This window comes from Planococcus versutus (assembly GCF_001186155.3).
GTDB classification, from domain to species: domain Bacteria; phylum Bacillota; class Bacilli; order Bacillales_A; family Planococcaceae; genus Planococcus; species Planococcus versutus.
The window spans coordinates 2,004,265-2,030,111 of the sequence record NZ_CP016540.2 but is presented as its reverse complement, the minus strand read 5'-3'; the positions used below and the strand labels follow the sequence as shown (position 1 = coordinate 2,030,111).

Annotated in this window: 25 protein-coding genes; 19 read left to right on the top strand and 6 right to left on the bottom strand. The window is 38.1% G+C overall.

Going from position 1 to position 25,847, the window contains the following annotated elements; all coding sequences use genetic code 11:
* Window positions 1-62 precede the first annotated feature (62 nt).
* Window positions 63-305, top strand: a complete 243-nt coding sequence (locus tag I858_RS10460) for a YneF family protein (RefSeq protein ID WP_049693221.1) — start codon at window positions 63-65, stop codon at window positions 303-305.
* A gap of 132 nt (window positions 306-437) precedes the next feature.
* The gene (locus I858_RS10455; RefSeq protein ID WP_049693220.1) at window positions 438-719 is read left to right on the top strand and encodes a hypothetical protein; all 282 of its coding nucleotides are present in this window, start codon (window positions 438-440) and stop codon (window positions 717-719) included.
* A gap of 63 nt (window positions 720-782) precedes the next feature.
* Here the strand turns inward: I858_RS10455 and I858_RS10450 are convergent, their stop codons facing one another.
* Window positions 783-1,712 (bottom strand): alpha/beta hydrolase, encoded by a 930-nt coding sequence (locus I858_RS10450; protein ID WP_049693219.1) that lies wholly within the window; start codon window positions 1,710-1,712, stop codon window positions 783-785.
* A 12-nt stretch (window positions 1,713-1,724) separates the two neighbouring features.
* The gene (locus tag I858_RS10445; protein ID WP_049693218.1) at window positions 1,725-2,624 is read right to left on the bottom strand and encodes a hydroxymethylglutaryl-CoA lyase; all 900 of its coding nucleotides are present in this window, start codon (window positions 2,622-2,624) and stop codon (window positions 1,725-1,727) included.
* 80 nt (window positions 2,625-2,704) lie between these two features.
* On the opposite strand from I858_RS10445, the gene I858_RS10440 reads away from it, so the two are divergent.
* Together I858_RS10440 and I858_RS10435 are read left to right on the top strand one after the other, a co-directional pair.
* Window positions 2,705-3,889, top strand: a complete 1,185-nt coding sequence (locus I858_RS10440; RefSeq protein WP_049693217.1) for an acetyl-CoA C-acetyltransferase — start codon at window positions 2,705-2,707, stop codon at window positions 3,887-3,889.
* 13 nt (window positions 3,890-3,902) lie between these two features.
* Window positions 3,903-4,112, top strand: coding sequence for a DUF3886 domain-containing protein (locus I858_RS10435; RefSeq protein ID WP_049693216.1), 210 nt, complete (start codon window positions 3,903-3,905; stop codon window positions 4,110-4,112).
* A 58-nt stretch (window positions 4,113-4,170) separates the two neighbouring features.
* Here I858_RS10435 and I858_RS10430 read toward each other — a convergent pair whose 3' ends face one another.
* Window positions 4,171-6,501: an S-layer homology domain-containing protein gene (locus tag I858_RS10430; protein WP_049693215.1), complete on the bottom strand. Its 2,331-nt coding sequence runs from the start codon at window positions 6,499-6,501 to the stop codon at window positions 4,171-4,173.
* A gap of 381 nt (window positions 6,502-6,882) precedes the next feature.
* Here I858_RS10430 and I858_RS10425 point away from each other — a divergent pair, with 381 nt between their 5' ends.
* Window positions 6,883-7,125: a hypothetical protein gene (locus I858_RS10425; RefSeq protein ID WP_049693214.1), complete on the top strand. Its 243-nt coding sequence runs from the start codon at window positions 6,883-6,885 to the stop codon at window positions 7,123-7,125.
* 58 nt (window positions 7,126-7,183) lie between these two features.
* Here I858_RS10425 and I858_RS10420 read toward each other — a convergent pair whose 3' ends face one another.
* Window positions 7,184-9,031 (bottom strand): tetratricopeptide repeat protein, encoded by a 1,848-nt coding sequence (locus tag I858_RS10420; protein ID WP_049693213.1) that lies wholly within the window; start codon window positions 9,029-9,031, stop codon window positions 7,184-7,186.
* Window positions 9,028-9,453, bottom strand: a complete 426-nt coding sequence (locus I858_RS10415) for a hypothetical protein (RefSeq protein WP_049693462.1) — start codon at window positions 9,451-9,453, stop codon at window positions 9,028-9,030. Before I858_RS10415 ends, I858_RS10420 begins: the two co-directional genes overlap by 4 nt.
* A gap of 462 nt (window positions 9,454-9,915) precedes the next feature.
* Here I858_RS10415 and I858_RS10410 point away from each other — a divergent pair, with 462 nt between their 5' ends.
* The 11 genes from I858_RS10410 to I858_RS10360 all read left to right on the top strand — a co-directional run bounded on the left by I858_RS10410 (window position 9,916) and on the right by I858_RS10360 (window position 22,691).
* Window positions 9,916-13,590, top strand: coding sequence for a nitrate reductase subunit alpha (locus I858_RS10410; protein WP_049693212.1), 3,675 nt, complete (start codon window positions 9,916-9,918; stop codon window positions 13,588-13,590).
* On the top strand, window positions 13,580-15,166 hold the full coding sequence (gene narH, locus I858_RS10405; protein ID WP_049693211.1) for a nitrate reductase subunit beta: 1,587 nt from the start codon (window positions 13,580-13,582) through the stop codon (window positions 15,164-15,166). The genes I858_RS10410 and narH overlap by 11 nt, the downstream gene beginning before the upstream one ends.
* Window positions 15,159-15,737, top strand: coding sequence for a nitrate reductase molybdenum cofactor assembly chaperone (narJ, locus tag I858_RS10400; RefSeq protein ID WP_049693210.1), 579 nt, complete (start codon window positions 15,159-15,161; stop codon window positions 15,735-15,737). Before narH ends, narJ begins: the two co-directional genes overlap by 8 nt.
* A complete protein-coding gene (gene narI, locus I858_RS10395; protein WP_049693209.1) occupies window positions 15,721-16,410 on the top strand; it encodes a respiratory nitrate reductase subunit gamma in 690 nt (229 codons plus the stop codon). Before narJ ends, narI begins: the two co-directional genes overlap by 17 nt.
* A gap of 36 nt (window positions 16,411-16,446) precedes the next feature.
* On the top strand, window positions 16,447-16,905 hold the full coding sequence (locus tag I858_RS10390; protein WP_049693208.1) for a GAF domain-containing protein: 459 nt from the start codon (window positions 16,447-16,449) through the stop codon (window positions 16,903-16,905).
* Window positions 16,906-16,937: 32 nt separating this feature from the next.
* Window positions 16,938-17,972 (top strand): sensor histidine kinase, encoded by a 1,035-nt coding sequence (locus I858_RS10385; protein ID WP_049693461.1) that lies wholly within the window; start codon window positions 16,938-16,940, stop codon window positions 17,970-17,972.
* Window positions 17,969-18,616: a response regulator transcription factor gene (locus tag I858_RS10380; protein ID WP_049693207.1), complete on the top strand. Its 648-nt coding sequence runs from the start codon at window positions 17,969-17,971 to the stop codon at window positions 18,614-18,616. The genes I858_RS10385 and I858_RS10380 overlap by 4 nt, the downstream gene beginning before the upstream one ends.
* A 25-nt stretch (window positions 18,617-18,641) precedes the next feature.
* Window positions 18,642-19,169, top strand: coding sequence for a hemerythrin domain-containing protein (locus I858_RS10375; RefSeq protein ID WP_049693206.1), 528 nt, complete (start codon window positions 18,642-18,644; stop codon window positions 19,167-19,169).
* A gap of 166 nt (window positions 19,170-19,335) precedes the next feature.
* The gene (locus I858_RS10370; RefSeq protein ID WP_049693205.1) at window positions 19,336-20,865 is read left to right on the top strand and encodes a nitrate/nitrite transporter; all 1,530 of its coding nucleotides are present in this window, start codon (window positions 19,336-19,338) and stop codon (window positions 20,863-20,865) included.
* 63 nt (window positions 20,866-20,928) lie between these two features.
* A complete protein-coding gene (gene moaA / locus I858_RS10365; protein WP_049693204.1) occupies window positions 20,929-21,945 on the top strand; it encodes a GTP 3',8-cyclase MoaA in 1,017 nt (338 codons plus the stop codon).
* Window positions 21,946-21,992: 47 nt separating this feature from the next.
* Window positions 21,993-22,691 carry a Crp/Fnr family transcriptional regulator gene (locus I858_RS10360; protein ID WP_053221266.1) on the top strand — a complete coding sequence of 233 codons (699 nt, stop codon included), beginning with the start codon at window positions 21,993-21,995 and terminating at the stop codon, window positions 22,689-22,691.
* Between the two features lie 46 nt (window positions 22,692-22,737).
* Here I858_RS10360 and I858_RS10355 read toward each other — a convergent pair whose 3' ends face one another.
* Window positions 22,738-23,640 (bottom strand): aldo/keto reductase, encoded by a 903-nt coding sequence (locus tag I858_RS10355; protein ID WP_049693202.1) that lies wholly within the window; start codon window positions 23,638-23,640, stop codon window positions 22,738-22,740.
* Between the two features lie 79 nt (window positions 23,641-23,719).
* Here I858_RS10355 and I858_RS10350 point away from each other — a divergent pair, with 79 nt between their 5' ends.
* The 3 genes from I858_RS10350 (at window position 23,720) to xerD (ending at window position 25,838) form a co-directional block, all read left to right on the top strand.
* Window positions 23,720-24,271 carry an NUDIX domain-containing protein gene (locus tag I858_RS10350; RefSeq protein ID WP_049693201.1) on the top strand — a complete coding sequence of 184 codons (552 nt, stop codon included), beginning with the start codon at window positions 23,720-23,722 and terminating at the stop codon, window positions 24,269-24,271.
* 104 nt (window positions 24,272-24,375) lie between these two features.
* Window positions 24,376-24,837, top strand: coding sequence for a ferric iron uptake transcriptional regulator (gene fur, locus I858_RS10345; RefSeq protein ID WP_049693200.1), 462 nt, complete (start codon window positions 24,376-24,378; stop codon window positions 24,835-24,837).
* A 98-nt stretch (window positions 24,838-24,935) separates the two neighbouring features.
* Window positions 24,936-25,838: a site-specific tyrosine recombinase XerD gene (gene xerD / locus I858_RS10340; protein ID WP_049693199.1), complete on the top strand. Its 903-nt coding sequence runs from the start codon at window positions 24,936-24,938 to the stop codon at window positions 25,836-25,838.
* Window positions 25,839-25,847 lie beyond the last annotated feature (9 nt).

Below are 25,847 nucleotides of genomic sequence, written 5' to 3'. Positions count from 1 at the left end.
TTTTATAGTATAATCCATTGTGGTGCACTACTTATTTACGCAACACGAAGGAGGTAACAAGAATGAATACATGGATCTGGATCGTAATCGTTATCGTGGCTTTACTCGCAGGTGTTGCACTTGGATTCTTTATCGCACGTCGATACATGATGAAATATTTGCAAGATAACCCACCAATCAATGAAGAAATGCTACGAATCATGATGATGCAAATGGGACAAAAACCGTCTCAAAAGAAAATCAATCAAATGATGTCTCAAATGAATAAAGCATCAACTAAACCAGAAAAAAAAATTAAAAAATAAAAGTACTCTTCGGAGTACTTTTTTTATTTTGACTAGATTTATCAATTAAAATTTTGGATAACGGGTATTGTCTTTGTAAAGGTTACTTTTCAGTTGTGTAAGCTAAAGTCAATACTAAAGGAGGAATCAGTAATGAGTGAACAGCAAGAGTTGCGTTTTTACTTGCCTGTGATCGAAGAAGATGAAAAAGAAACCGGAACATTTAATTTAGAGACAACAAACATGAAGAAATCGTTTCCGATGTCTATAGATAAGATCCAAGAGTTGGTAAAAGACATGACTGATTACAATCTGGATACCATTGAACTTCATGTAACAGGCATAGTTAAAAGTGGACCGATTACGGAATTGTTTATTGGTGTCGAAGGAGAAGCGGGTATGAAGCTTATCTTGAACAAAAAGAAAGAAACATAAGAAAGCACTCCACAGAGTGTTTTCTTATGTTTCGAGATAGAAGAGAAGTTATTGAATTTCTTTTTAGTGAGAGGTTAGTAAACTGTACGTCATTAAAAACTCAGCAACAGTTTTTTCGTACTCTTCTGGATTCATATTAAACGATTGAGCATGAGCTCCTTCTTTAAACATTTTTAATTTTTTTGGTCCTTTTTTTAATTCGTACAGTTCTTCGCTCATTTTGGGTAAGACAAATTCATCTCTAAGGCTGTGGATAAAAAGAACTGGACTTTGGATATTTTGGACCGTTTCTCTAGGCGAGACCGTCGACATCGAATACCCATCACGCATTTTCATAAATAGACTTGCGAGACGAAGGGCTAATGTAGTCCGGAGTGGTGTGGTCGTTCTCATAACGTGCAGAACTTGTTCGTAAATATCAGAGTACGCACAATCGGAAATATAGAAATCTGCCGTGTCTTCCATGCCAGCATATAGAAGCGTTGTAGCAGCACCCATGGATTCGCCATGAATGCCATAAAACAAGTCAGTTCCAACATGGAGTTTGAGTGCTTTGACAACAGCTTTTAAATCAAATTTTTCGAAATGACCAAAGCTAGTCGTTTTGCCGCCTGAATCACCATGTCGCCGGTGGTCATAAACGACTGAGTTAAATCCTAAACGCTCAAACATACGGGCGAATCTAAACGAATTTACTTTTGATTCTGTGACACCATGACAAATAATTACATAGCGATTAGTAGTATGAGGTTCTAGAAATATAGCTTTAATCGGATAACCATTTTCAGATTCGATCCACTGTTCATGTTTTGGAACGTTTGTGTACCATACTTCGTCATAACGTTTTGCGCTAGTTTCTCGTTCTAAAATAAGCTGATCGTCTTTCTTCTTAACATACATCAATCGATTACTAGCTATTATGCCAATAACAGTAGCCGATGCAGTAAGAACGCTAGAAGCAATAGCTGAAGTCCAAATCAATCTTTTTTTCATAATACAGGCTCCTCAAGACCGGTTTTTATATAAAGTATACATACCTGTTGTCACAGGATTTGTCACATGCGGCTCGATTGTTTTGATTGCCACGCATAAAAGATCTAAATCAATTCCTGTTTGGACATTCATGCGGTGAAGCATATTAACCACATCTTCTGTTGCTACGTTACCCGTGGCGCCAGGAGCAAAAGGACAGCCACCTAAACCGCCAGCTGAAGCATCAAACCTCGTAACGCCAGCTTGTAAAGCTGAAACGATATTGGCTAATGCCATTCTACGCGTATCATGAAAATGAGCGGCTATCAAAATTTCAGGGAATTCCTGAACAAGTTGATTGAATAAGTCATAGCTTTCTTTTGGATTTGCCATACCAATAGTATCTGCTACACTCAATTCATCAACTCCCCAATCGACAAATTCTCGACAAAGAGCTATGGTTGCTTCTGGAGCAATAGCCCCTTCAAACGGACAATAAAACGCAGTAGAAATACAGGCACGAACAAAGATACCTTGTTTTTTCAACTCAAGAACAAGCGGTTTTAATGCATCCATGCTTTCTTGCGTTGTTTTGTTAATGTTTTTTTTATTAAACGTATCAGAAACACCCACAAAGACAGCGAGAGATTGTGCGTCTGACTCAAGAGCCGTATCAATGCCAAGTTTATTTGGTGTTAACACAAATTGTCGACCCATTTTTTTGGTTCCGGCCACAATTTCTTTAGCATCAGCCATTTGTGGTACCCATTTGGGAGAGACAAAAGAAGTTAACTCCATTTCGTGAATTCCAGCCTGCTGCAAAGCATCAATAAATTGAAGTTTGTCTTTTGTTTTAACAAGCTTTCCTTCATTTTGGAGACCATCCCGTGGCCCTACCTCGATAATCGTTGCATTTTTTGGTAAACTAAACATAGTATCCCTCCTACTTTCCATTGTATAGAGGAGAGGGATAAAAGAGCAACTAACAAACAGTCAAATAAGGGGGAAAATTCATGTCACAAGAAATTGTTATTGTAAGCGCTGTCCGAACGGCGGTAGGTTCCTTTCAAGGAGCTCTTAAAGATATTCCAGCAACCACTTTAGGGTCAATCGTTATAAAAGAGGCGCTTAAACGCGCAGGAGTCCAGCCAGAACAAGTATCTGAGGTTATTATGGGCAATGTGCTACAAGCAGGGCTAGGGCAAAATCCAGCGCGTCAATCATCTATTCATGCAGGTTTACCAGAAACAATTCCAGCTATGACCATCAATAAAGTATGTGGTTCTGGATTAAAATCTATTCAGCTTGCTTTTCAAGCAATTTACGCAGGGGATGCAGAAATTGTAGTAGCTGGCGGAATGGAAAATATGAGCCGTGCTCCTTATTTAATGGAAAATGCTCGGAGTGGTTTCCGTATGGGTGATCAAAAACTAGTGGATAGCATGTTGGTTGACGGATTAACGTGTGCATTTAATAATTACCATATGGGCGTTACAGCCGAAAATTTATGTGATCGTTACGATATAACGCGCGAAGAACAAGACAAATTCGCGGCGCGTTCACAAGCGCGTGCAACAGCTGCGATAGAATCGGGTCGATTTGATGAAGAAATCGTGCCGGTAGAAATTCCGCAACGCAAAGGAGAACCTGTTATTTTCCAAACAGACGAATACGTGAAAAGCAGTTCTAATGAAGAAAAGTTAGGGAAATTGCGTCCAGCGTTCAAAAAAGACGGAAGTGTAACAGCAGGTAACTCATCAGGTATTAATGATGGAGCAGCAGCAGTTGTAGTGATGTCAAGAGCCAAAGCAGATGAATTAGGATTAACACCACTCGCAACAATAGTAGCAAGTGGTACTGCTGGAGTGGATCCCGCTGTAATGGGTATTGGTCCAGTACAAGCTGTGAAAAATGCTTTATCTAAAGCGCATATGTCACTTGCTGATATCGAATTGATTGAAGCAAATGAAGCATTTGCAGCTCAGTCTATTTCAGTTGATCGTGAATTAAAATTCAACCATGACATTTTAAATGTGAATGGGGGAGCGATTGCAATTGGTCATCCGATAGGTGCAAGCGGTACTCGTATATTTGTTACATTGTTGCATGAAATGATCAAGCGTGATGCCAAGACAGGTCTTGCGACTTTGTGCATCGGTGGCGGTCAAGGAATTGCAACTGTGATCAAGCGTCCATAAGGAGAGAAAATTCGTGGCTAGAAGAAAAGAAGAAGCTAATGGTATATTTTCTGAAGACATATTATCGAAGTTAAAAGAAACAAAAAAAGATTTACTTCAAGAAGAGCAAAAACTAGAAGAAGAAAAAGAAGCACAACGCATATTTGAACGCAAAGAACGCGAGAAAAACTTATCTTTCGCTGAACTGTTAGAACGTCATGGAGACAAAGGCAATAAGTTTTAACGACTCAACAATAGAACATTAAAAGAGCTTGCAGGTGATCAGCTGCAAGCTCTTTTGCTTATTCTTTTTCAGTGTATTTGAGTGATCTATCCATGAAGACAGCAAACTCAGCTCTAGTAACATCTGCTTTTGGATTAAACTTACCATTAGGAGATCCGATTGTAATTCCTGCAGCATATAATGCATCGATATACGGATCTGACCAACCATTTGGATCAACGTCTGGGAATGTATGTGTCCCTTTTTCCTCGATATCAAACGCGATTACGAGTACTTTTGCCATTTCTTGACGTGTCAGCATACCAGCAGGACGGAATTTGTTTTGATACCCTTCCACAATTCCGGCTTGTTGAGTAGCCATAATAGGTTCGAAGTATTTATGGTTTTTTGGAACATCGCTAAAGTATTGATAAGGTGCTTTGCTTTTCAGTTCTGGCAATGCGCGAGTAAACATTAGCGAAACATGTTGTCTTTCAATGCTATTTCTCCACTTGAAAGTTTTATCCGGATAGCCTTCAATTATACCTCTTGCAGCCATTCTTTCAATTGCTTCGTAAGCCCAGTCTGGTTTTTCTGGTGTTACGTCTGGGAATGTTGGCTCTGTTGGCACAGGTTCCGGCTCTGGTTCAGGTTCTTTAAGTCCAGTCGTAAACTGATAAATTGGTGATTTTTCACTTTCGTCAGAAGCATTGGTAATATTCATATACCACTGGTAAGTTGTTTTTTCGGTTAGGTCCTTCCACTGAGTAGAAGCAATTTCACCAGGTTTCAAGTTAGTATCTTGACCGATTAATTGGTCAGTATAAATATTAACAGCCATATAGTCTGTTTCAATTTGTCTTGGATTTGGTTTTGCTTCAACATCTGCTAAGTCAAAGTTTGCTGTAAAGCTTTCTTTAGCTTGATCAAATTGATCAAAATCGAAATCATTAAGATAAGGTGAGTACGAAACAAAATCAAGTGTTTCGTCAGTAGGATCAAATGTCAGCAAACGTAAATATCCTTGTCCGCGGTCATCAGCAAGATTCCCTTGATAATTCCCCAAGACTTCCAATACTTCACGATCGGTACCATCTTCATTTTTAACTTGTTTAACTCGATAATTTGAACCATGGTGATGTCCACTAAGAACCATTTTGACATTTTTATTAGGATTTACAATTTCTCTGTTCACAATTCGGGCGCTCTCTGTCACATATTGAGCCAAAGAGTTAATGTTTTCATGCATACCAAGAATTGCGTTATGATCGGCGTACTGTTCTAGCACTTTATTAGCCCATTCAACGGATTCACTAGTACCATCTTTTCCAAAACCAAGATAAAGCATAATGAAATCATGGTCTCCAAATGAGAACAAATCATAATGATTTTGGTTTTGTTCATTCATTGCTTCACCAAACCAAGGTTTGTCTTTAAAGCGATCTAAACCAGCATATTTACCGAAAAGCGTATAATCATAAACCTTTTGTGTTCGATCAGGCATGACATCACGATTTCCTGCTAAGACGCCGTAAGGAATATTGGCTGCGTCCATACGATCTAAGTTTTCTTTTGCGACTTCCCACTGCTCTGGCTTGTCGTATTGATTGACTAAATCTCCTGTATGCATTGCGTATTCATATCTTCCTTTTTTAAATTCTTCAATCATCCAATCTGTCATTGAAGTCCAAACTTCTGGATAGTCTTCTGCATAATACTGTGTATCTGAAAACCAGAGCATTGTAAAGTCTTTGTCTTTAGAGTCGGTAAGTGTTCCAGAATCGTGAACCATTGCTTGAATTTTACCGTCTTTAACAAATCTTTCAAGATCAATTTCGGAAGATAAAACAATTTCATCATTGTTTTGATTTCCTTCGACTTGACTCAACGCAATCCAAGTACTAGCTTTGTAATCCCAAGCAGATAAATTGGCAAGTCCACTAGATAACGTTTTACCTTTCCAGTAAAGTTCAATTTCATTACCGGCGGTTATATCTTTAGAAACATCAACTACAAAGCGTTGAGAAGGAAAGCCGTTACTGCTTTTAGTAATCGCGGTTTTCCCATCATCGGCTGCAATGGCGTCGATTTCTTGGGTTGTTAACTGAGTTCCGTTTTGAATCTCAACAGAAATGGGATTGTCCGCAGAGTCATTTGTAAAACCAGTCATATTGTTGCTGGCTGCAAAATCGTATTTAACGCCTTGTTTAAAGTCGACTGTTTTAATAGCAACTCCGGTAGAACTTTTTACAAGTGCTTCTAGCATAGGATTTAAATTGATGTCTTTTGCGTAATCTACTGGATTAACATTTGTGGGTTTTTCTGCATTTGTTGCGGCAGATGGTAATAAATTTGTACTAGTTAAAACTAAAGCGAATGTGGCTGCAGTAGCAAAGAATTTTTTTATCATTTTTTGTCCTCCTTTAATGGGTAATACAGACAATACATAAAAACTACTTTACTTTCAAAAAAATAAGTATAAAAGCCTATTAAAGTCCTTTCTATTATTATTTATTAGTTAAAAAGTAATCTTATCTATACATATTAACAAAGTATAATAAAAAAACAACTGAATTTTACATATTTTTAGAATATTTAATAAACTATAATGTGGTAATTAATTCCTGGTTCCAATTACTATAGTTTTTTGTAACGTTTTTTTAAATAAATTAAAAATAATAGATCGTTTCATAAAATTAGTAGGTACTTGATGTTTGATTAATCAGAAAAAAGTGATAAGGTAAATATGAAATTGTAAGAACGTAAAATAAGTCGAAATGGAGGTATTCATATGGCTGATGAAAAAAACGTGGAACAAACATACTCAAGCAGAGCTGAAAGAGAACGGATTGGACGTCAAACAAATTCAGGGTTTGCGCGTGTTGAACGTGCAGAAACTGAAAGTGGATCTACAAATATTCCTACAGGGCCAATTGGCAGTAAATTAACAGAAGAAGAAATACGCAAAAGAGTTGGACAAGGAAATTTTGATTCTGCAAAAGACGATAACCAAACTGGATCTATTAATAGTTAAGCATAAAAAAACAAACCTCATTTTCAATTAGAAAAATGAGGCTTGTTTTTTTGTGTTATCAAGCATTTAGTGTAGGTGCTAAAAATGTCCATATTAGACTTGCTTCTTCAGGAGAACGTGGTGTTATAACTAAAGACTTCGGATAAGGGACTGCCACATACTGTTTTTTAATATATTTTTTCACATATGGATTTTGATCTACTGCTCTCACATACAGAGCTTGAGTTGCTTGAGAAAGTATTTTCTTTTTTCGTTCAATTGACCACTTAAACCAGGCATAGAAAGCATTATCACTAAGCTCTTCTTCGTAATGATCAATCAAACTTTCAGCTTCTGGAAGTCGATCAAGTGCGATCAATGTGGAGACCGCTAAATAACGTGCACCTTGATGATCGCCAGGATTTAAACGTAACAGCTCATAGTAAAGAGGGAAAGCTTCTTCAAAACGACCTTGTTCCCAATAAAAATTTCCAAGCAAGAACAACGACCGCAAATACGACCGGTTTGGCACATAAAGCCAAGCCACATCCATTTCAGGCTCAAAGCGTTCTTTGCTGCTAGCGATCGCTTTTTGAAGTAGAAGTTCTTTCTGTTTCAAGTCTGTTTCTACTTCAGCTTCTAGTAGCAAAGCATCCGAATTTGTTGGATCTAGTTGCTGAATTTTTTCTAAATTCTCAGTACGATTAGTGCTTGTGTAGGCAGCGTAGGCAAGCAATTGAGCATTTTCAGCTTTTGTTTTTGGTTCATAAGATTTACTGTGATAATACTCCATTTGCCGTTTTAATTCATTTTCACTCGAAATAGTGGCATTTTTTAAATGCATATACAAGTGCCAGTTCTGCAGTTCATTGCCTTTTGGATCTGTTCCCACTTCAAATGCATAAACTGCTTCTTTTTCTTCGTCATTTTCTTTATTGTGCATAGCTGTATGATAAAAAGCGTCAAGTTCATCTTTGAAACGTGTTGCGTTTTCAGTTGTGACCGAAAAGTAGTGAGCTGTTTTTTCAAGGTTCCACTCCAATTGAATAAATTGGTGATCAATAGCGAATTGAATCGCTCCTGCAATCGCTTCCTGAGGAATTTTTGCAAGAGGCTCTATATGATGGAAAAACACTTCGATGAACTCATCACTTTTTAAATCGTGCTCGATTAGGAAGTTCTCTAGTTCTTCAACCTTTTCAAGAACTGTTGAAGATACTTGCTCAGCGCCAAGAAGACCGCTGCTTAAGATTTGATAAACAGCGAGTATATTATGTTTATAAAAATCAGGCACTGTAAGGAGTTCAGAACTATCATACATTTCTTTGAGTTTTGAAATACTGTCATCGTTAACATCCACTGCAATGGTTAGACTGTTTAATACCATTAAAAAATGATTTCCCACTCGAACATCCGGTAAGTAAAAACCCGTAGCAATATTTCCAACTTCTACAGAGAACGATTCGTTCACTTCAATTTCCATGACTGTTCCAGACAGTACATCGCAAACTTTCGCGCGGTAATTGGAAATAGAAAGAACTCTGCCTGCCATAAACAATGGGTTTATCCAAGAGTTCAGAATTTGCTTTAGTTGTGTTTGACTTTCTTCAAGGATTTTTCGTTCGATAAAAGAATTCCAAATAGCTACATGTTCTGAAAAGAAAAAGATGTCTCCGATTATTCCATTTGCTTTGTCTTCTCCATATAATGGCACAAGAATATTTTCCACTTGGTCTTTCCATTTGACTAACTCTTTTTGTTCAGAAGGGCGTGGATGATTTTCGAAAAACTCTTGCAACAAGCCTTGTAGCACTTTATTTTGTTCTTCAACCAATTGTTTCGAAGAATGATTCGCTTCACAACATTTTTTATATTTTTTGCCGCTATTACAGAGACATAAGTCGTTTCTACCAATGGTCTTAATCATACTGAAGGCTCCTTTAGTAGCATGCGTTCTTCTTCGCGACTATGAATAGCATTTACTACAAGTAGTGCGTGAAATTGTTTCATGACTTCATAGCTCAGTCCTTCTTCAACAAGCAATTGTTTAATATCAGCTGCAATGATTCGTAAAATGTCGTGATCGCGTGTTAAGTCAATAACCGCTTTCTCAAGTTCTGGTTTTTGTTGAATCATGTCTTGATAAAAGCCTTCTTCTTCTGCATCAGCATGGCTAATGATACGCGTTTCCCAAAACTCCAATAAATGATCTGCTGCTTGACGCGCAACTTCAAATTCTTTAGCTCTTAACAAGTCTTCTACTTCCTCCGTTTTAGTTAGCGCTCCAGATAAGGCGCCTTGATGAATCGCGTGATGAGCATGTAACTGGCGCAAAGATGGTCCTGACATAATCATTCATTCCCCTCATTTTTTTTCAGTATAACATGATAAAAACCATTGATTTTCCAGCTAGGGCATTTCCTTTTGCAAAAGAGGGAAGTCCCTAATCGAGTGTTAGGAATAAGAGGTTAAGTGACAAGAAATTCTTGGGAAATGGAGTATTTTGGAAGTTTAATCTCATAAAAGTACATAACTAGTTTCACAAATACCTTCTTCTACTTGTAGCTATAAGTATAAGAAGGCAGAAAACTCACAGCATTTTCTCAGAAATCGCCAGAAATAAGCAGAAAAATAGTGAGGAAATAGTATCGGATCGTTTCAATTTTCAATGAACAAGGGAATTCCAATGGTTCAATAGGACATTCCCTAATGTGAACTTTTGTGTGCGACTAACATAATAAGGGTATACGAATGAATTTTTAATTGATTCCCTTCAATGTCTTTCATTCTGAGAAGGAGTGTGTATAAGCGATGAAGAAAAAATTCGGATTAAATTTCTTTAAACCAGTAGAAAGTTATTCGGGCAGTTGGTCGATCTTGGAGGAAAAAAGCCGAGATTGGGAAAACATGTACCGTCAAAGATGGTCACACGATAAAGTGGTACGCACAACGCACGGCGTAAACTGTACTGGATCATGTAGTTGGAAAGTATTTGTGAAAAATGGAATTATTACTTGGGAAAACCAGCAAATCGATTATCCATCTTGTGGACCTGATATGCCTGAATTTGAACCACGTGGTTGTCCGAGAGGCGCTACGTTTTCTTGGTATGAATACAGTCCATTGCGTGTTAAATACCCTTATATGCGCGGAAGACTTTGGAGGCTGTGGAAAGCAGCTCGTGCAAGTCACTCAAATCCAGTAGAAGCTTGGGCAAGTATTGTAGAAGACCCTGAAAAAGCTACGTTTTACAAATCTGCACGCGGAAAAGGGGGTCATATCCGTGTTAACTGGGATGATGCACTGGAATTAATCGCAGCACAACTAATATATACGATTCAAAAATATGGACCAGATCGTGTCGCTGGATTTACACCGATTCCTGCAATGTCTATGGTTAGCTATGCTTCAGGAGCACGCTTTATCTCACTTTTAGGTGGAGAAATGTTGAGCTTTTACGATTGGTATGCGGATCTTCCACCAGCCTCTCCACAAATTTGGGGAGAACAAACAGATGTTCCAGAATCATCAGATTGGTATAACGCAGGTTATTTAATGATGTGGGGTTCAAACGTACCAATGACCAGAACACCGGATGCGCATTTTATGACAGAAGTTCGCTATAAAGGAACGAAAGTTGTATCGGTTGCACCTGATTATGCGGAAAACGTAAAATTTGCAGACAACTGGCTAGCTCCTCACCCTGGAACGGATGCTGCGTTAGCACAAGCAATGACGCATGTTATTTTAGATGAATTTTATCAACAACGTCAAGAACCAATGTTTATTAATTATGCAAAACAATTTACAGATATGCCTTTTATGATCCTATTAGATCCACACGAAGATTCGTTAAAAGGTGGACGCTTTTTACGTGCTAGTGATTTAGGCGACACGTCGCAACATGCAGAGTGGAAACCTGTCATCTTTGACGAAGCTGCTAACAAATTGATTGTGCCAAATGGAACGATGGGACAGCGTTGGGAAGAAGATAAAAAATGGAATTTGATTCTTGAAAATGAAGACGGTTCAAAAGTAGAACCTGCAATGAGTGTCGAAGGACATCAAGAAGAGTGGAAAGAAATTGTTTTTCCGTATTTTGATAACCAAGGAAATGGTGTTTTCAAACGTGTCATTCCAACAAGAAAAGTCCAGTTAGCAGATGGCACAGAGCGTTACGCAGCAACTGTTTATGATTTGATGTTAAGTCAATACGGAATTATTCGTATTGATAGTGAATATAACGCAAAAGGGTACGATGACGAAACATCTCATTATACACCGGCTTGGCAAGAAAAAGTTACTTCCGTTAAAGCATCAATCGTGACACAAATTGCGCGTGAATTTGCTCAAAATTCACTTGATACAGGTGGGCGCTCCATGATTATTATGGGCGCGGGAATCAACCACTGGTTCAATAGTGATACGATTTATCGTGCGATTTTGAACTTAGTTATTTTGACAGCGTCTCAAGGTGTCAATGGTGGAGGTTGGGCTCATTACGTTGGACAAGAAAAATGTCGTCCAATTGAAGGTTGGTCATCCATTGCTTTTGCGAAAGACTGGCAAGGACCAGCAAGATTGCAAAATGCCACTTCTTTCTTTTACTTTGCGACAGAACAGTGGAGATATGAAGAAAGTGGCACGGATGCCTTAACATCTCCACTTGCTGAAAATGTTGCATATCAGCATCCAGCAGATTATAACGTGTTAGCTGCAAGATTGGGATGGCTCCCTTCTTATCCACAGTTCGACAAAAACAGCTTGCTGTTCGCAGAAGAAGCTGCTGAAAAAGGTGCTAAAACAAATAAAGAGATTATTGATTATGCGGTTGAACAAGTAACATCACGTAAAACAAAATTTGCAATAGAAGATCCAGGAGCACCCGAAAATTTCCCGAGAACATTATTTATTTGGCGTTCAAACTTGATTTCAAGTTCTGCTAAAGGCCAAGAATATTTCATGAAGCATCTTTTAGGTGCATCAGATGGCTTGTTGGCTGAACCGAACGTTACTGAAAAGCCAGAAGAAATTGTATGGAGAGAAGATGTGGAAGGCAAATTGGATTTGATGGTAGCACTTGATTTTCGTATGACATCAACACCACTTTATGCTGATATTGTCTTACCAGCAGCTACTTGGTATGAAAAAACGGATCTATCTTCAACAGATATGCACCCATTTGTTCATCCATTTAATCCTGCAGTAAATCCACTTTGGGAATCTCGTTCTGATTGGGATATTTACGCGAAATTAGCTGAAAAGTTCTCAGAAATGGCAGGAACGCATTTACCTGGTGTATACAAAGATGTCGTGATTACGCCTCTTGCACATGACTCAATCAGTGAAATTTCACAGCCTATGGGAGTTGTGAAAGATTGGGCTAAAGGAGAAATCGAAGCGATACCAGGAAAAACAATGCCTAACTTCAGTATCGTAGAACGAGACTTTACTAAGATTTACGATAAATACATTACGCTTGGGCCTAATTTATCTATTGGTAAAACGGGTGCACACGGTGTTAGTTTTTCTGTAGCAGAAGAATATGAAGAATTGAAACATATTAATGGGACTCATTTCGATGACTCAATTAAAAACGGCTTACCAAAAATTCAAACAGCTCGCCAAGTGGCAGATGCTATGTTAAATCTATCTTCAGCAACAAATGGACGAGTATCACAAAAAGCGTATATTGAAGCTGAAAAAGATACAGGTGTCGAACTGAGAGACATTTCTGCAGACCGTGCAGCAGAGAAAATTACTTTCCAAAGCATTACGGTTCAACCACGTGAAGTTATTCCAACACCCGTATTTAGTGGATCAAACAAAATGGGCAGACGTTATTCGCCATTTACAACCAATATTGAACGGCTAGTGCCTTTCCGGACGTTGACAGGCAGACAGCATTTTTATATCGATCATGAAATTTTCCAACAATACGGAGAGGCATTGCCAATCTATAAACCAACCTTACCGCCAATGGTTTTTGGAAAAAATGATAAAAAAATAAAAGGTGGCGTAGATTCACTTGTCTTGCGTTACTTAACACCTCATGGAAAATGGAATATCCACTCTACTTACCAAGACAATCAACACATGCTGACATTATTCCGTGGAGGTCCGACTGTTTGGATCAATAACGAAGATGCAAAAGCACACGATATCGATGACAATGCCTGGCTCGAAGTTTACAACCGAAACGGTGTAGTTACGGCTCGTGCTGTTGTCAGTCATCGCATGCCAAGAGGCACAATGTTCATGTACCACGCACAAGACAAGCATATTCAAGTACCTGGCTCTGAAATTACAGACACACGAGGCGGCAGTCACAATGCGCCAACACGCATTCACATGAAGCCGACTCAAATGGTTGGAGGATACGCTCAACTTAGCTATGGTTTCAACTATTATGGACCCATTGGCAATCAGCGTGATGAATACGTTGCAGTCCGAAAAATGAAGGAGGTTGACTGGCTTGAAGATTAAAGCACAAGTAGCGATGGTGATGAATTTAGATAAATGTATCGGTTGTCATACCTGTAGTGTCACTTGCAAAACCACTTGGACCAACCGTAAAGGTGCCGAATATATGTGGTTTAACAACGTAGAGACAAAACCGGGCATTGGGTATCCGAAACGCTGGGAAGACCAAGAACTGTACAAAGGCGGCTGGCAACTTCGCAAAGGGAAATTAGAGTTAAAATCAGGCAATAAGTTATCGAAAGTCGCATTGGGAAAAATCTTTTACAACCCGGACATGCCAGAAATGAAAGATTATTATGAGCCTTGGACCTATAATTATGAGCACTTGACCAATGCTGGTGAATTAGAACATTCACCAGTGGCACGTGCGCATTCAGTTATCACAGGGAAAAAAATGGACCTTGATTGGGGTCCAAACTGGGAAGATGATCTAGCAGGAGCACACATTACAGGACCACTCGATCCAAACATCCAGAAAATAGAAGAGGAAATTAAATTCAATTTTGATAAAGCCTTTATGGTTTACTTGCCAAGGCTTTGTGAACATTGTTTAAATCCAAGCTGTGTAGCAAGTTGTCCTTCTGGTGCCATTTATAAGCGTGAAGAAGATGGCATTGTGTTAGTCGACCAAGAAGCTTGTCGAGGCTGGCGCTATTGTATGACAGGTTGTCCATACAAAAAAGTATACTTTAACTGGCAAACCAATAAAGCTGAAAAATGTACATTCTGTTTCCCACGCATTGAGTCAGGATTGCCTACAGTGTGTTCGGAAACATGCACAGGACGCATTCGTTATTTGGGAGTTCTTCTATATGATGCAGATCGTGTTTTAGAAGTGGCTTCTACACCGGATGAAAAAGATTTGTACAAAGCGCAATGTGATTTGTTTATCGATCCGTTCGATCCAGAAATGATCGCTTTGGCACGAAAAGATGGCATTTCAGAAGATTGGATCGAAGCAGCCCAAAATTCGCCTGTATACAAACTCGCGATTGAACATCAATTGGCTTTTCCACTTCACCCAGAATATCGAACACTACCAATGGTTTGGTATGTCCCACCACTTAGTCCAATCATGAATTATTTTGAAGGAAAAGATTCGATTAAAAATCCAGATATGATTTTTCCTGCAATTGAAGAAATGCGGACACCTATTCAGTATTTGGCAAATATGCTGACAGCTGGCGACACGGAAACAGTGAAAAAATCATTACAACGTATGGCAATGATGCGTTCTTACATGCGTGCTAAAACAACAGGGAAAGATTTTGATGAAAGTCGCTTAGAACGAATTGGCATGACGGCACACCAAACAGAAAAAATGTATCGGTTACTGGCAATTGCGAAATACGAAGATCGTTTTGTTATTCCAACCACACATCGCGAAGGTCGCGTAAATCCATATCGTGCTCAAGGAATGGAAGGCTATGATACTGAAGGTATGGGAGGATGGGGAACTGATTCTGGTGGTTCTTGTGATAGTTGTGGCCCTGCAACTTCAAGTCCGACCGGCACTGCTACGAAGACGGGGAAAGAAATTTACGAAGAAAATTTCTACGGAGGTATATGGCGTGATTAATTTAGAAAAACTCTATCGATACAAGCAGTCATTCGGTTTTATTGCGCATCACTTGACCTATCCTGAAAAACTCGATTTTCACCCGTCGCAAATCGAGGAATCGTTTGATGTGGATCATCCGGCATATGAACATGCTTGGCGATATTGGAACTTAATGCATGACATGAGTTTGGATCAAATTCAAGAAATGTATACAGATATTTTCGATTTTGACAAAGATAGTACCTTGTTTATGACGTATTTTAAATTTGAAGATGCCAAAGAACGTGGACAGATGCTAGCAAAATTAAAAGTTTCGTATGAAATGTTCGGTCTTGAAATGCCAGATTCAGAGCTATCGGATTTTTTGCCGCTAATTTGTGAATTTCTATATGCAGCAGAATGGATAGGAGATCCTCGTGCACCACAAACTTTTCATATTTTAATTGCTGTATTAGAAGACGGAACCTATCATTTGTTAAAATCATTAGAGAAAAAAAACAGTCCTTATTTCCATCTTGTTAAAGGACTACGTGAGACCTTTAAGATATGTATCGAGCAGGAGGTGCCTGCAGATGGAAACGCTAGATAAGTTTATTTGGGTGGTCTTTCCTTATCTTTGTATAGCCATTTTCATCTTTGGTCATCTTTACCGATATGGCATTGATAAATTTCACTGGACAGCTAAGTCCAGTGAATTTATTGAAAAAAAACAGTTAATGATGGGAAGTCTTTTGTTTCATATGGGCATCATCCCAGTTATTTTTGGTCATATTGGGGGATTAGTTATTCCGATTTCATGGATGAATGCGATGGGGGTTAGTCCTCATCTTTACCACATTGGTGCCATTTATATCGGAGGGATTTTCGGTTTTATGACATTGATTGGCATGTTTATTCTAACCTTTCGTCGATTCACGATCTCAAGCGTTCGGAAGTTGAGTTCTTTCTCTGATTTAGCAGTTAACGCTCTGTTATTATTTATTGTTTTTGTCGGTATGTATGCAACTTTAGTGACAAATATTGTACAACCTGAATTTGATTATAGAATGACAATATCTGTTTGGTTCCGCGATTTGTTTTTATTTAACGCCAACCCAGCTATTATGGCAAGTGTGCCATTGTCTTTCAAAATTCATGTATTAACAGGCTTTGCGATATTTGCGTTTTGGCCATTTTCACGTCTCGTACATGTATGGAGTGTTCCGTTGAATTATGTAGGCAGAAGTTATATCCTATATAGAAGACATAAACCAACAAACTAAAAGAAATTCTCTTTTAGTTTCATAGGAGACCAAAGTATGAATACCAACAAAGATTATCAAGTGCAGATTGAAAAAATAAGAGAAGCTCTTCATTGTGATATTATTGCGCTGGCTTTAGTCGAATCGGCGGAAAATATGCATGTATTAAAATGGCAGTATACTTCAGGTACTATAAGTGAACGCATCAAGAAAGTAGTTTTGCAATCAGGAAAAGGAATTGCGGGAGGCGTATTTAAAAACGGTAAACCATTACTGATGGCAGATGTGGAAGAATTCACTGTAAAAAATGATTTGTTCAATTATCCAATTTTGAAATTAGAAAAAATTTTGAGTATAGGCGCTACGCCTTTATGGCATAGCGGAAGAGTGGTAGGGGTTCTCTTAGCTGGATTTCGAGAACCTCATTTGATGACACCAGAAAGATTGGACATGTTGATTAGCATGTCTAAATCTGATATAGGCACGTTGGATGGAAAGGAATTGATGTGGAGTTGATTTCTAATGAAAAAGATCAATTAGTTGACCTGATGCTAAAAATGTATGCAAACAGTTCAGAAGCCATTTTGTTTTTTTCAAGTGAAGGTAAAACCATATCAATGAATCCGGCGGCAGAAAAAATTATGGATGTTCAAGCGTTAGAGCAATTGAAAAAAGGAGCAGAAGATGCTCTGTGTATGGTCTGCAGAGGGTACACGAATGAAAGTAAACTGATGACTTGTGAGGATTGTTACTTCACTAGCTTTAATCATTCAGATTTTTCTTCTTTTCAAGTATTTTTAGAGACCGTAGGAAAAGGGACTATACCGTATTCTGCAACATTCCATGTCATCGATCCTGAAAAAGGAACAAGGGTATTTATTTTAAGAGATTTATCCATTAAATTTGAAACGCAAAACAAACTTCAACAAAATACAATGATGAAAAATGTTATTAAAGCACAAGAAAACGAACGGAAAAGAATTTCAAGAGAGTTGCATGACAGTGTGGCTCAAGAACTATTAAGTGCGGTTGTTGATTTGCGTGCTTTAAAGTACATGACCAAAGATGAAGATGTGTTAAAGAAAACAAGTGAAAGCATGTCAACTTTGCTTCGCTTGATGGATGACATTCGGAATTTATCGGTTGAATTGCGGCCTTCTGCGCTTGATGATTTCGGTTTAGAAGCAGCTTTTCGCTCTCATTTTAAACGACTAGAAGAAAGTTTTGGTTTAACGGTAAACTTTGTGTCGACCATTAAAAAAACACGTTATGAAAACGAAGTGGAAACGGTTCTATACAGAGTCTGTCAAGAAGCGATTTTCAATGCCATAAAATATGCGCAAGTTGAAGTTGTTGAAGTTCTATTGTTTGAAGAAGTAAATACTTTACGTTTAGTTGTGAAAGATGGAGGAGTTGGATTCAAACTGGGATCCAATCCTATCGGTACGGGTCTTGGTTTGTTTGGTATGAATGAACGCGCTGAGTTGGTGCAAGGTAATTTAACCATTAATTCTGAAATTTCGAAAGGAACAACAGTAAACTTACGTGTACCTTTAAATGAAAAGCGGGAGGTGGCGAAATGAAAATCGTCATAGCCGATGACCATGCCATTGTTAGAAGTGGATTTTCAATGATCCTTAATTTCCAAGAAGACATGGAAGTTATTGCGATGGCAGCAGATGGAATCGAAGCTTATCAAATGGTAGCTAAACACCAACCGGATGTATTATTGTTAGATTTGAGCATGCCACCAGGAGAAAGTGGATTAGTAGCAACTGGAAAAATCAAAGAAGACTTTCCTGAAACCAAAATTCTGATTTTAACGATGCATGACGACGAAGAATATCTATTCCATGTATTAAAAAATGGTGCTTCTGGTTATATGCTAAAAAGTGCACCCGATGAAGAATTACTTCAAGCAATTCGAGTTATTTATAGTGGAGGAACTTATATTCATCCGAAAATGGCTACGTCTTTAGTTCGCGAATTAGTAAACAAAGATCATAAAGTAAAAGAGTCTGATCCTTTCGAATTATTGTCTAAACGGGAAATTGAAGTGCTTCCTTTAGTTGCAAAAGGATACGGAAATAAAGAAATTGCTCAAAAACTTTTTATTTCTGTGAAAACAGTAGAAGCGCATAAAGCCAAAATTATGGAGAAGTTACAGTTAAAGAGCAGACCTGAATTAGTCGAATATGTACTAAAGAAAAAATTATTAAATTTTTGACGAATAGCTAGGAGTTGATCATTTAATGGCAGAAAAACCTGAGCTTCGCTTTAAAGAACCTGGTATGAGGTTATTGGAAAATGAACATGCGTATTTAAGTTTTTTAATGAACGATTGGCATGCGCTTGTTTTGTCGTTCGAAAATACAAACTTGAGTCTTGAAAAAGGCCGTGAAAACATGAAGAATTTGAGGCAAAAGCTTTTTGAATTTGTTGAGCCTTTTAAAAATCACACGGATAAAGAAGAGGAATTCTTTTTTCCAGCGCTCGGAAATTATATTGGGTTTGAACAAGGGCCATTAGTCGGTATACAAGAAGAACATCAAGAAATAGACGCATACATTGGTCATTTTTTCCATCATACACGCGACAACATTGACCTGTTAACATTGGAGCAAATGAAAGCAGTTGCTCAAGATGCTGCAGAAGCATTTGAAGTGTTAACAGTTCATTTTATGAAAGAAGAAACGGTATTGTTTCCAATGGCTGAAAAAGCAATGAAAGCCGTTGATCAAGATGAGTTATACAAAAAAATGAATACCCTTATTACTTAAATAGATCTAGCTGCTTCCTTTAGAAGTAGCTTTTTTTATTTTAAGGGTTTCCCTTGCCAGCTGAAGGGCACTCCCTTATTAAAATAGATACACTCTCAAGATACAATGTAAGTAGGAAATGAATGCGGAAGTTATAACTAAAATTTTAATGGAAAAGGTGATTTTGATGATTAAGAAACTGCAGTTGCCCCTTCAAACGATGAACTTGGTAGTCGGCTTTATGGTGTGGGTAATAATATCTTCTCTTATTCCTTTTATTCGCGAGGATATTGCTATTGCACCAGAGCGACTAGCGATAGTTACAGCTGTTCCAGTTGTTTTAGGCTCTATTTTACGAATTCCATTAGGTTATTATGCAAATGTCTTTGGAGCACGAATTATATTTTTAGTCAGTTTTGTTTTGTTATTGTTTCCGGTCTTTTATTTAAGCGAAGCTTCAAGTTTTTCGGATCTTATTATTAGTGGATTGTTTCTAGGGATCGGGGGAGCTGTATTTTCTGTAGGGGTTACGTCTTTGCCCAAATACTATCCAAAAGAAAAACATGGATTTGTTAATGGGATTTATGGTGCAGGGAATATCGGAACCGCTATCTCTACATTTGCTGCTCCATTAATCGCAACGCAAATTGGTTGGTCCGCGACTGTCAAAGTTTACTTGATCTTACTGTTACTTTTTGCAGCTTTAAATTTCTTTTTAGGCGATCGTCACGAACCAAAAGTGAAAACTCCTATTATTGAACAAATTAAAAGTGTCTATAAAAATGAGAAACTTTGGTTTTTTTCGCTATTTTATTTCATCACATTTGGCTCGTTTGTGGCATTCACAATTTACTTGCCTAATTTTTTAGTCAGCAATTTTGAACTAGAAAAAGTGGATGCTGGTATGCGTACGGCTGGTTTTATCGCACTTGCCACTTTTCTTCGGCCCATAGGCGGCTGGCTTGCGGATAAATTACAGCCACTGTTGTTATTGATGGGTACGTTTTTCATCTACACGATAGCAGCGATTGTTTTGGCTTTCTCGCCAACTATTGGGCTTTACACAATTGGCAGTTTAGCAATTGCTGTAAGTGCAGGTATTGGAAATGGTGTTATTTTTAAACTGGTTCCGTTTTATTTCAATAAACAAGCAGGCATTGCAAATGGAATTGTTTCGATGATGGGCGGGCTTGGAGGATTTTTTCCACCCATCATGTTATCCGTAATTTTTTCTATCACTGGGCAATACTCGATTGGTTTTATGTTGTTATCTCAAGTAGCTCTCGCCAGTTTGGTGCTAGTTGTTTGGATGTATTATCAAGATCGTTTACTGCTAGCAGTTGAAGTATTTAACTCAACAGGACAAGGAATCTTAGTGACCGATACTTCGGGAAATATCAGAACAGTTAATCCTGCCTTTACTAAATTAACCGGTTATGAAGAAAGAGACGTTATTGGACAAAATCCAAGTATTATGAAGTCTGGAAGACAGTCCAAGAATTTTTACAGAGATATGTGGCAGGAAATTGAACGGAATGGCGTATGGCAAGGGGAAATTTGGAATTTGCGTAAAAATGGAGAAGAATATTTACAGTGGTTAAATATCAGTGCAGTAAAAGATGATACAGGAGAAGTTGTTCGTTATGTCGGAACGTTCACAGACATTACTTCTGAATACGAGAAAAAAATAACCGTTCCCGAATTATTGCCTAATTAACTTACTAAGCATCAATGTAGCGGTCGATCGATAAAAAAAGTTGCCAGAAAGGTGGATTCATTGATGATAAAACAAGCATTGACGGATCAGTTAGGACGGCCAATGAGAGATTTGCGTATTTCTGTTACAGATCGATGCAATTTCCGGTGCTCTTACTGTATGCCGAAAGAAGTTTTCGGCGATGATTACGCTTTTTTACCGAAACAAGAACTTCTGACATTCGAGGAAATTCATCGACTCACTGAATTGTTTGTTTCAATGGGTGTTAAAAAAATTCGGTTAACTGGTGGAGAGCCCTTATTACGTAAAGGATTACCGGAATTAATTAAACTAATTTTTTCAGTCAAAGGCGTAGAAGACGTCGGATTGACTACGAACGGAGTTCTTCTTAAAAAACACGGTCAAGCCTTGTACGACGCAGGATTAAGAAGGTTGAATATTAGTTTAGATGCACTCGACCCTGAATTGTTCGGCAAGTTAAATGGAAGAGGAGTCAGTTCAGAACATATCTTAGAACAAATTGACTACGCAAAAGCACTTGGCTTTAGTATTAAAGTGAATATGGTTGTACAAAAACATGTTAACGACGTTGAAATTCTTCCAATGGCTGCTTACTTTAAAGAACGAGATATTACGCTACGGTTTATTGAATTTATGGATGTAGGTAACGATAATAATTGGAGTTTTAAAAAAGTTGTGACTAAAAAAGAAATACTGGAAAAATTAAAAACTGTTTACACATTAACACCGGTTGACAAGGATTATTTTGGAGAAGTAGCAAAACGCTATCGTTACCAAGATAGCGATGCTCAAGTAGGCTTTATCACTTCTGTTTCAGAATCATTTTGTTCATCATGTACAAGATCCAGGCTATCTTCAGACGGAAAATTCTATACTTGTCTTTTTGCTACAGAAGGATTTGATGTTCGAGAACTTCTTCGAAATGATTGGACCGATACGCAACTTCTAGAAGCCATTGGTGCAGTTTGGAACGGGAGACGTGATCGTTATTCAGATGAACGAACTGAAGCAACGGCGAAAAATCGCAAGAAAATTGGTATGTCCTATATAGGAGGCTAAGTATAGGGTATAGTAAAGAAAAGAATGTTCTATATAGGAGGTAAATTGTGGGGGCTAATGGAGCAGAAGACTCATTTTCAGCACATAAGCATTTATGTGTTTCCATCGTTCCGATTTTTAATCATCTGGAACAGAACGAACTAAAAGAAATTGACAATGTAACACAACACAGAAATCTGTCAAAAGATGAAATTCTATACCGCGCCGGAGAAAAATCTGATTCTTTGTACATCATTCACAAAGGTCAATTAAAAACTTACCGTTTAACCGAAACAGGAAAAGAACAAGTTATTCGTATTCTCTATCCCGGTGATTTTACAGGCGAGTTGGCTCTTTTTACCGATGATGTTCATGACTCATATACAGAAGCAATGGAAACGACTGCTTTGTGCATGATAAGCAGTAAAGACATTCGCGCGTTATTCTTGAAATATCCTCAAATATCATTAAAAATTCTCAAAGAGTTTTCAATAAGATTAGATCAGACCGAACATCAAATGACTAGTTTTGCAACAGAAGACACGGAAACAAGAATTGCCCTTTACTTGATTCAACAAACAGAGCTAGAACAAAATCAAGAAATTCAATTGCCCATGTCACGTAAAGATCTCGCATCGTTTCTTGGAACTACGCCAGAAACGATCAGCCGAAAGCTAGCAAAGTTTGAAGATGAAGGATGGATACAGCAAGTAAACCAAAAGACCATTCGTATTGTCGATATGGCTTCGTTATCTCTTTATAAGTAAACCCAGCAACAATCCGTTTAGCAGCGGAATAGTTGCTGGGTTTTAATTATTTTCTGTGCTCTTGGTAAGCCGCTTGTCGGGTTATTGTTTTGGCTTCGTTGATTTGTTCAGTTGAAACAGGTGTTTCATAAGCGTCTATAGTTGATTTGATCTGCTCTGCAGAACTGGCACCTACTACAATAGAGCTGATGGTTTGATGTTGTAAGACACTTTGCAGTGCCAATGCATGCAAATTATCATGGACTGACATTAATTTTTGTAACGTAGTTTTTAGTTCAAGTGCATCATAAGTTAAGTAACCGTCCATGTTTTCTGCGCGTTCGAGACCTTCACCTGTCAGTAAACCTTTTGCGAGTGAACCACGTGTAACGACAGATTTCTCCGCTTGGTGAATCGAGTCTAGCCATTCTTCTGGTCGACGATCCAATAAACTATATTGCATCATAATAGAAGAGATATCGCTATTTTTCAAAAAACGATTGATGACGTTTGGGCGAATCGATGAAATTCCATACGCGCGAATCAATCCTTCTTTTTTCAAATCATCGAAAGCTTCAATCGTTTCTTCTGCATTATCGTCGATTGTGCCGCCATGCAATTGATATAAGTCGATATAATCAGTTTGCAGTCTTTTCAAGCTTGCGTGAATTTGTTTTTTAATATAAGTCTTGCTTGGATTCCATTGTATTTTGTCTGTTTCTGGGTTCCACTCATTTCCTACTTTAGTGGCAAGAACAACTTCTTTTCGGTGCTGTTGTAAAGCTTTTCCGACAACTTCTTCATTTGCTCCTTTATCATATAAGTCTGCTGTGTCGAAATAATTAATACCTTGTGAAATTGCTGTGTTGACAATAAGCTCTGCTTCGTTAACATCAGTTGGTAAAGACATACAACCAAATCCGATTTCACTTACTTTCATACCGCTCGTACCCAATAAAATTTTCTTCATCTTTCCACCTCATTTAGTCTATCGTATCTATTATGGTATACTCTTTGTCAGATAAACCACAAATGAAAAGAGGATTTAAATGAAAAAATTTGAAGAAAAAACAATCCAGTCTAATCGCTTGTATGAAGGAAAAGTCATTAATTTGAAAATTGATGATGTATCGCTTCCAAATGGTGGCATGTCAAAACGCGAACTGATTGAGCATCCAGGAGCGGTTGCCATAATTGCGATTACCCCTGATAACAAAATCATTTTAGTCGAACAATACCGTAAAGCGTTAGAACGCTCGCTTATTGAAATTCCAGCTGGTAAATTAGAACCTGGTGAAGCGCCAGAAACGACAGCAATGCGTGAACTAGAAGAAGAAACAGGATACACAGCAGAAAAACTAACTAAAATCCAAACGTTTGCTACATCCCCTGGATTTGCCGATGAAGTGGTTCATTTATTCGCTGCAGAAGGGTTAAGCAAAGCAACCAATGGTGCCGTCTTAGACGCTGATGAGTTTGTGGAACTTATGGAAGTCACTCTTGCAGAAGCAGAACAAATGGTTAAAGACGAGAGAATTTATGATGCTAAAACAGCATTTGCCATTCTATGGATCAAACATCAATTATCAATTGAGAATTGAAACGATTATTACTTTGTAACGATTATAAATAAAGAATGGATAGTATTGTTGTAATTGAGAACTCCCTTTTGATATAATAAAGATAGTTTGAGGGAGGGCGTCGCATGGAAACCAGAATTGACCGGATTAAAAAACAACTGCACGCTGCGAGTTATAAATTGACGCCACAGCGTGAAGCAACTGTTCGGATTTTATTGGACCATGAAGAAGACCATTTAAGTGCAGAAGACGTCTATCTTTTAGTAAAAGACATTGCACCGGAAATCGGATTGGCGACTGTATATCGGACATTAGAACTTTTAACAGAATTGAAAATTGTCGACAAAATAAATTTTGGTGATGGTGTGTCGCGTTATGATCTACGTCAAGAGGGAGCAGCTCATTTCCATCATCACCTCGTTTGTCTGGAATGCGGAGCAGTAGATGAAATACAGGAAGATCTTTTGGAAGATGTGGAAAACATAGTAGAGAAACGTTGGAATTTCCAAATTAAAGACCACCGTCTTACATTCCATGGCATCTGCTGGCGCTGCAACGACAGCAGTTCTCAAAATCCATCAGAATAACTGATGCCAAAGGACGGCCCATACAGGTCGTCCTTTTTGTATGGAAAAAATGGATTCTTAACAGAATGTCTTAATCTAAAATATAAGGAGGTAGACTTATGAATTTTGGAAAAGATGCACTCGACGATTATGTGCATTTTCTACGTGTTGAAAGACAGCTTGCGGATAATACATTAACTTCTTATAAAAGAGATTTGAGTGTCTATCTCCATTATTTAAAAGAAGTTGAACAATTAGAGTCCTTAAAGAAAGTAGAACGGGTACACATATTAAATCATTTGCGTCATTTAAAAGAGACCACAAAAACATCGCGAACCATTGCACGTCATATCTCATCAATACGATCTTTTCATCAATTTCTTATCCGTGAACGAATTGTTGAGACCGATCCGACTGTCCATTTAGAAATGCCGCAAATGGATAAAAAATTACCCAATATCCTTTCGGTTGAAGAAGTGGATGTACTTATTAAAGCACCGGCCACAAACAAAGCTAATGGACTACGTGACCAAGCGATGCTAGAACTGCTATATGCCAGTGGAATGCGAGTAAGCGAATGCATCAACTTAGATATAGAAGATGTCCATTTAACAATGGGGTTTGTCCGCTGTATAGGGAAAGGTGGAAAAGAACGCATTATTCCATTAGGGCAATCAGCATTAAAATCGTGTCAAACTTACTTAGAAAAAGGACGCATGGATTTAGTAACGAGTAGTGAAAAAACAGATGCTCTATTTATCAACCAACGTGGAAAAAGACTGACGCGACAAGGGTTTTGGAAATTATTGAAACAACATGCTCAAAAAGCGGGTATACAAAAAGAATTGACACCTCATACGCTCCGGCATTCATTTGCAACACATTTACTAGAAAATGGTGCTGATATACGAGCGGTTCAAGAAATGCTTGGGCATGCTGATATTTCGACAACGCAAATATATACTCATGTCAGCAAAACACGATTAAAAGATGTATATTCTCAATTTCATCCACGTGCTTGAAATAAGTCT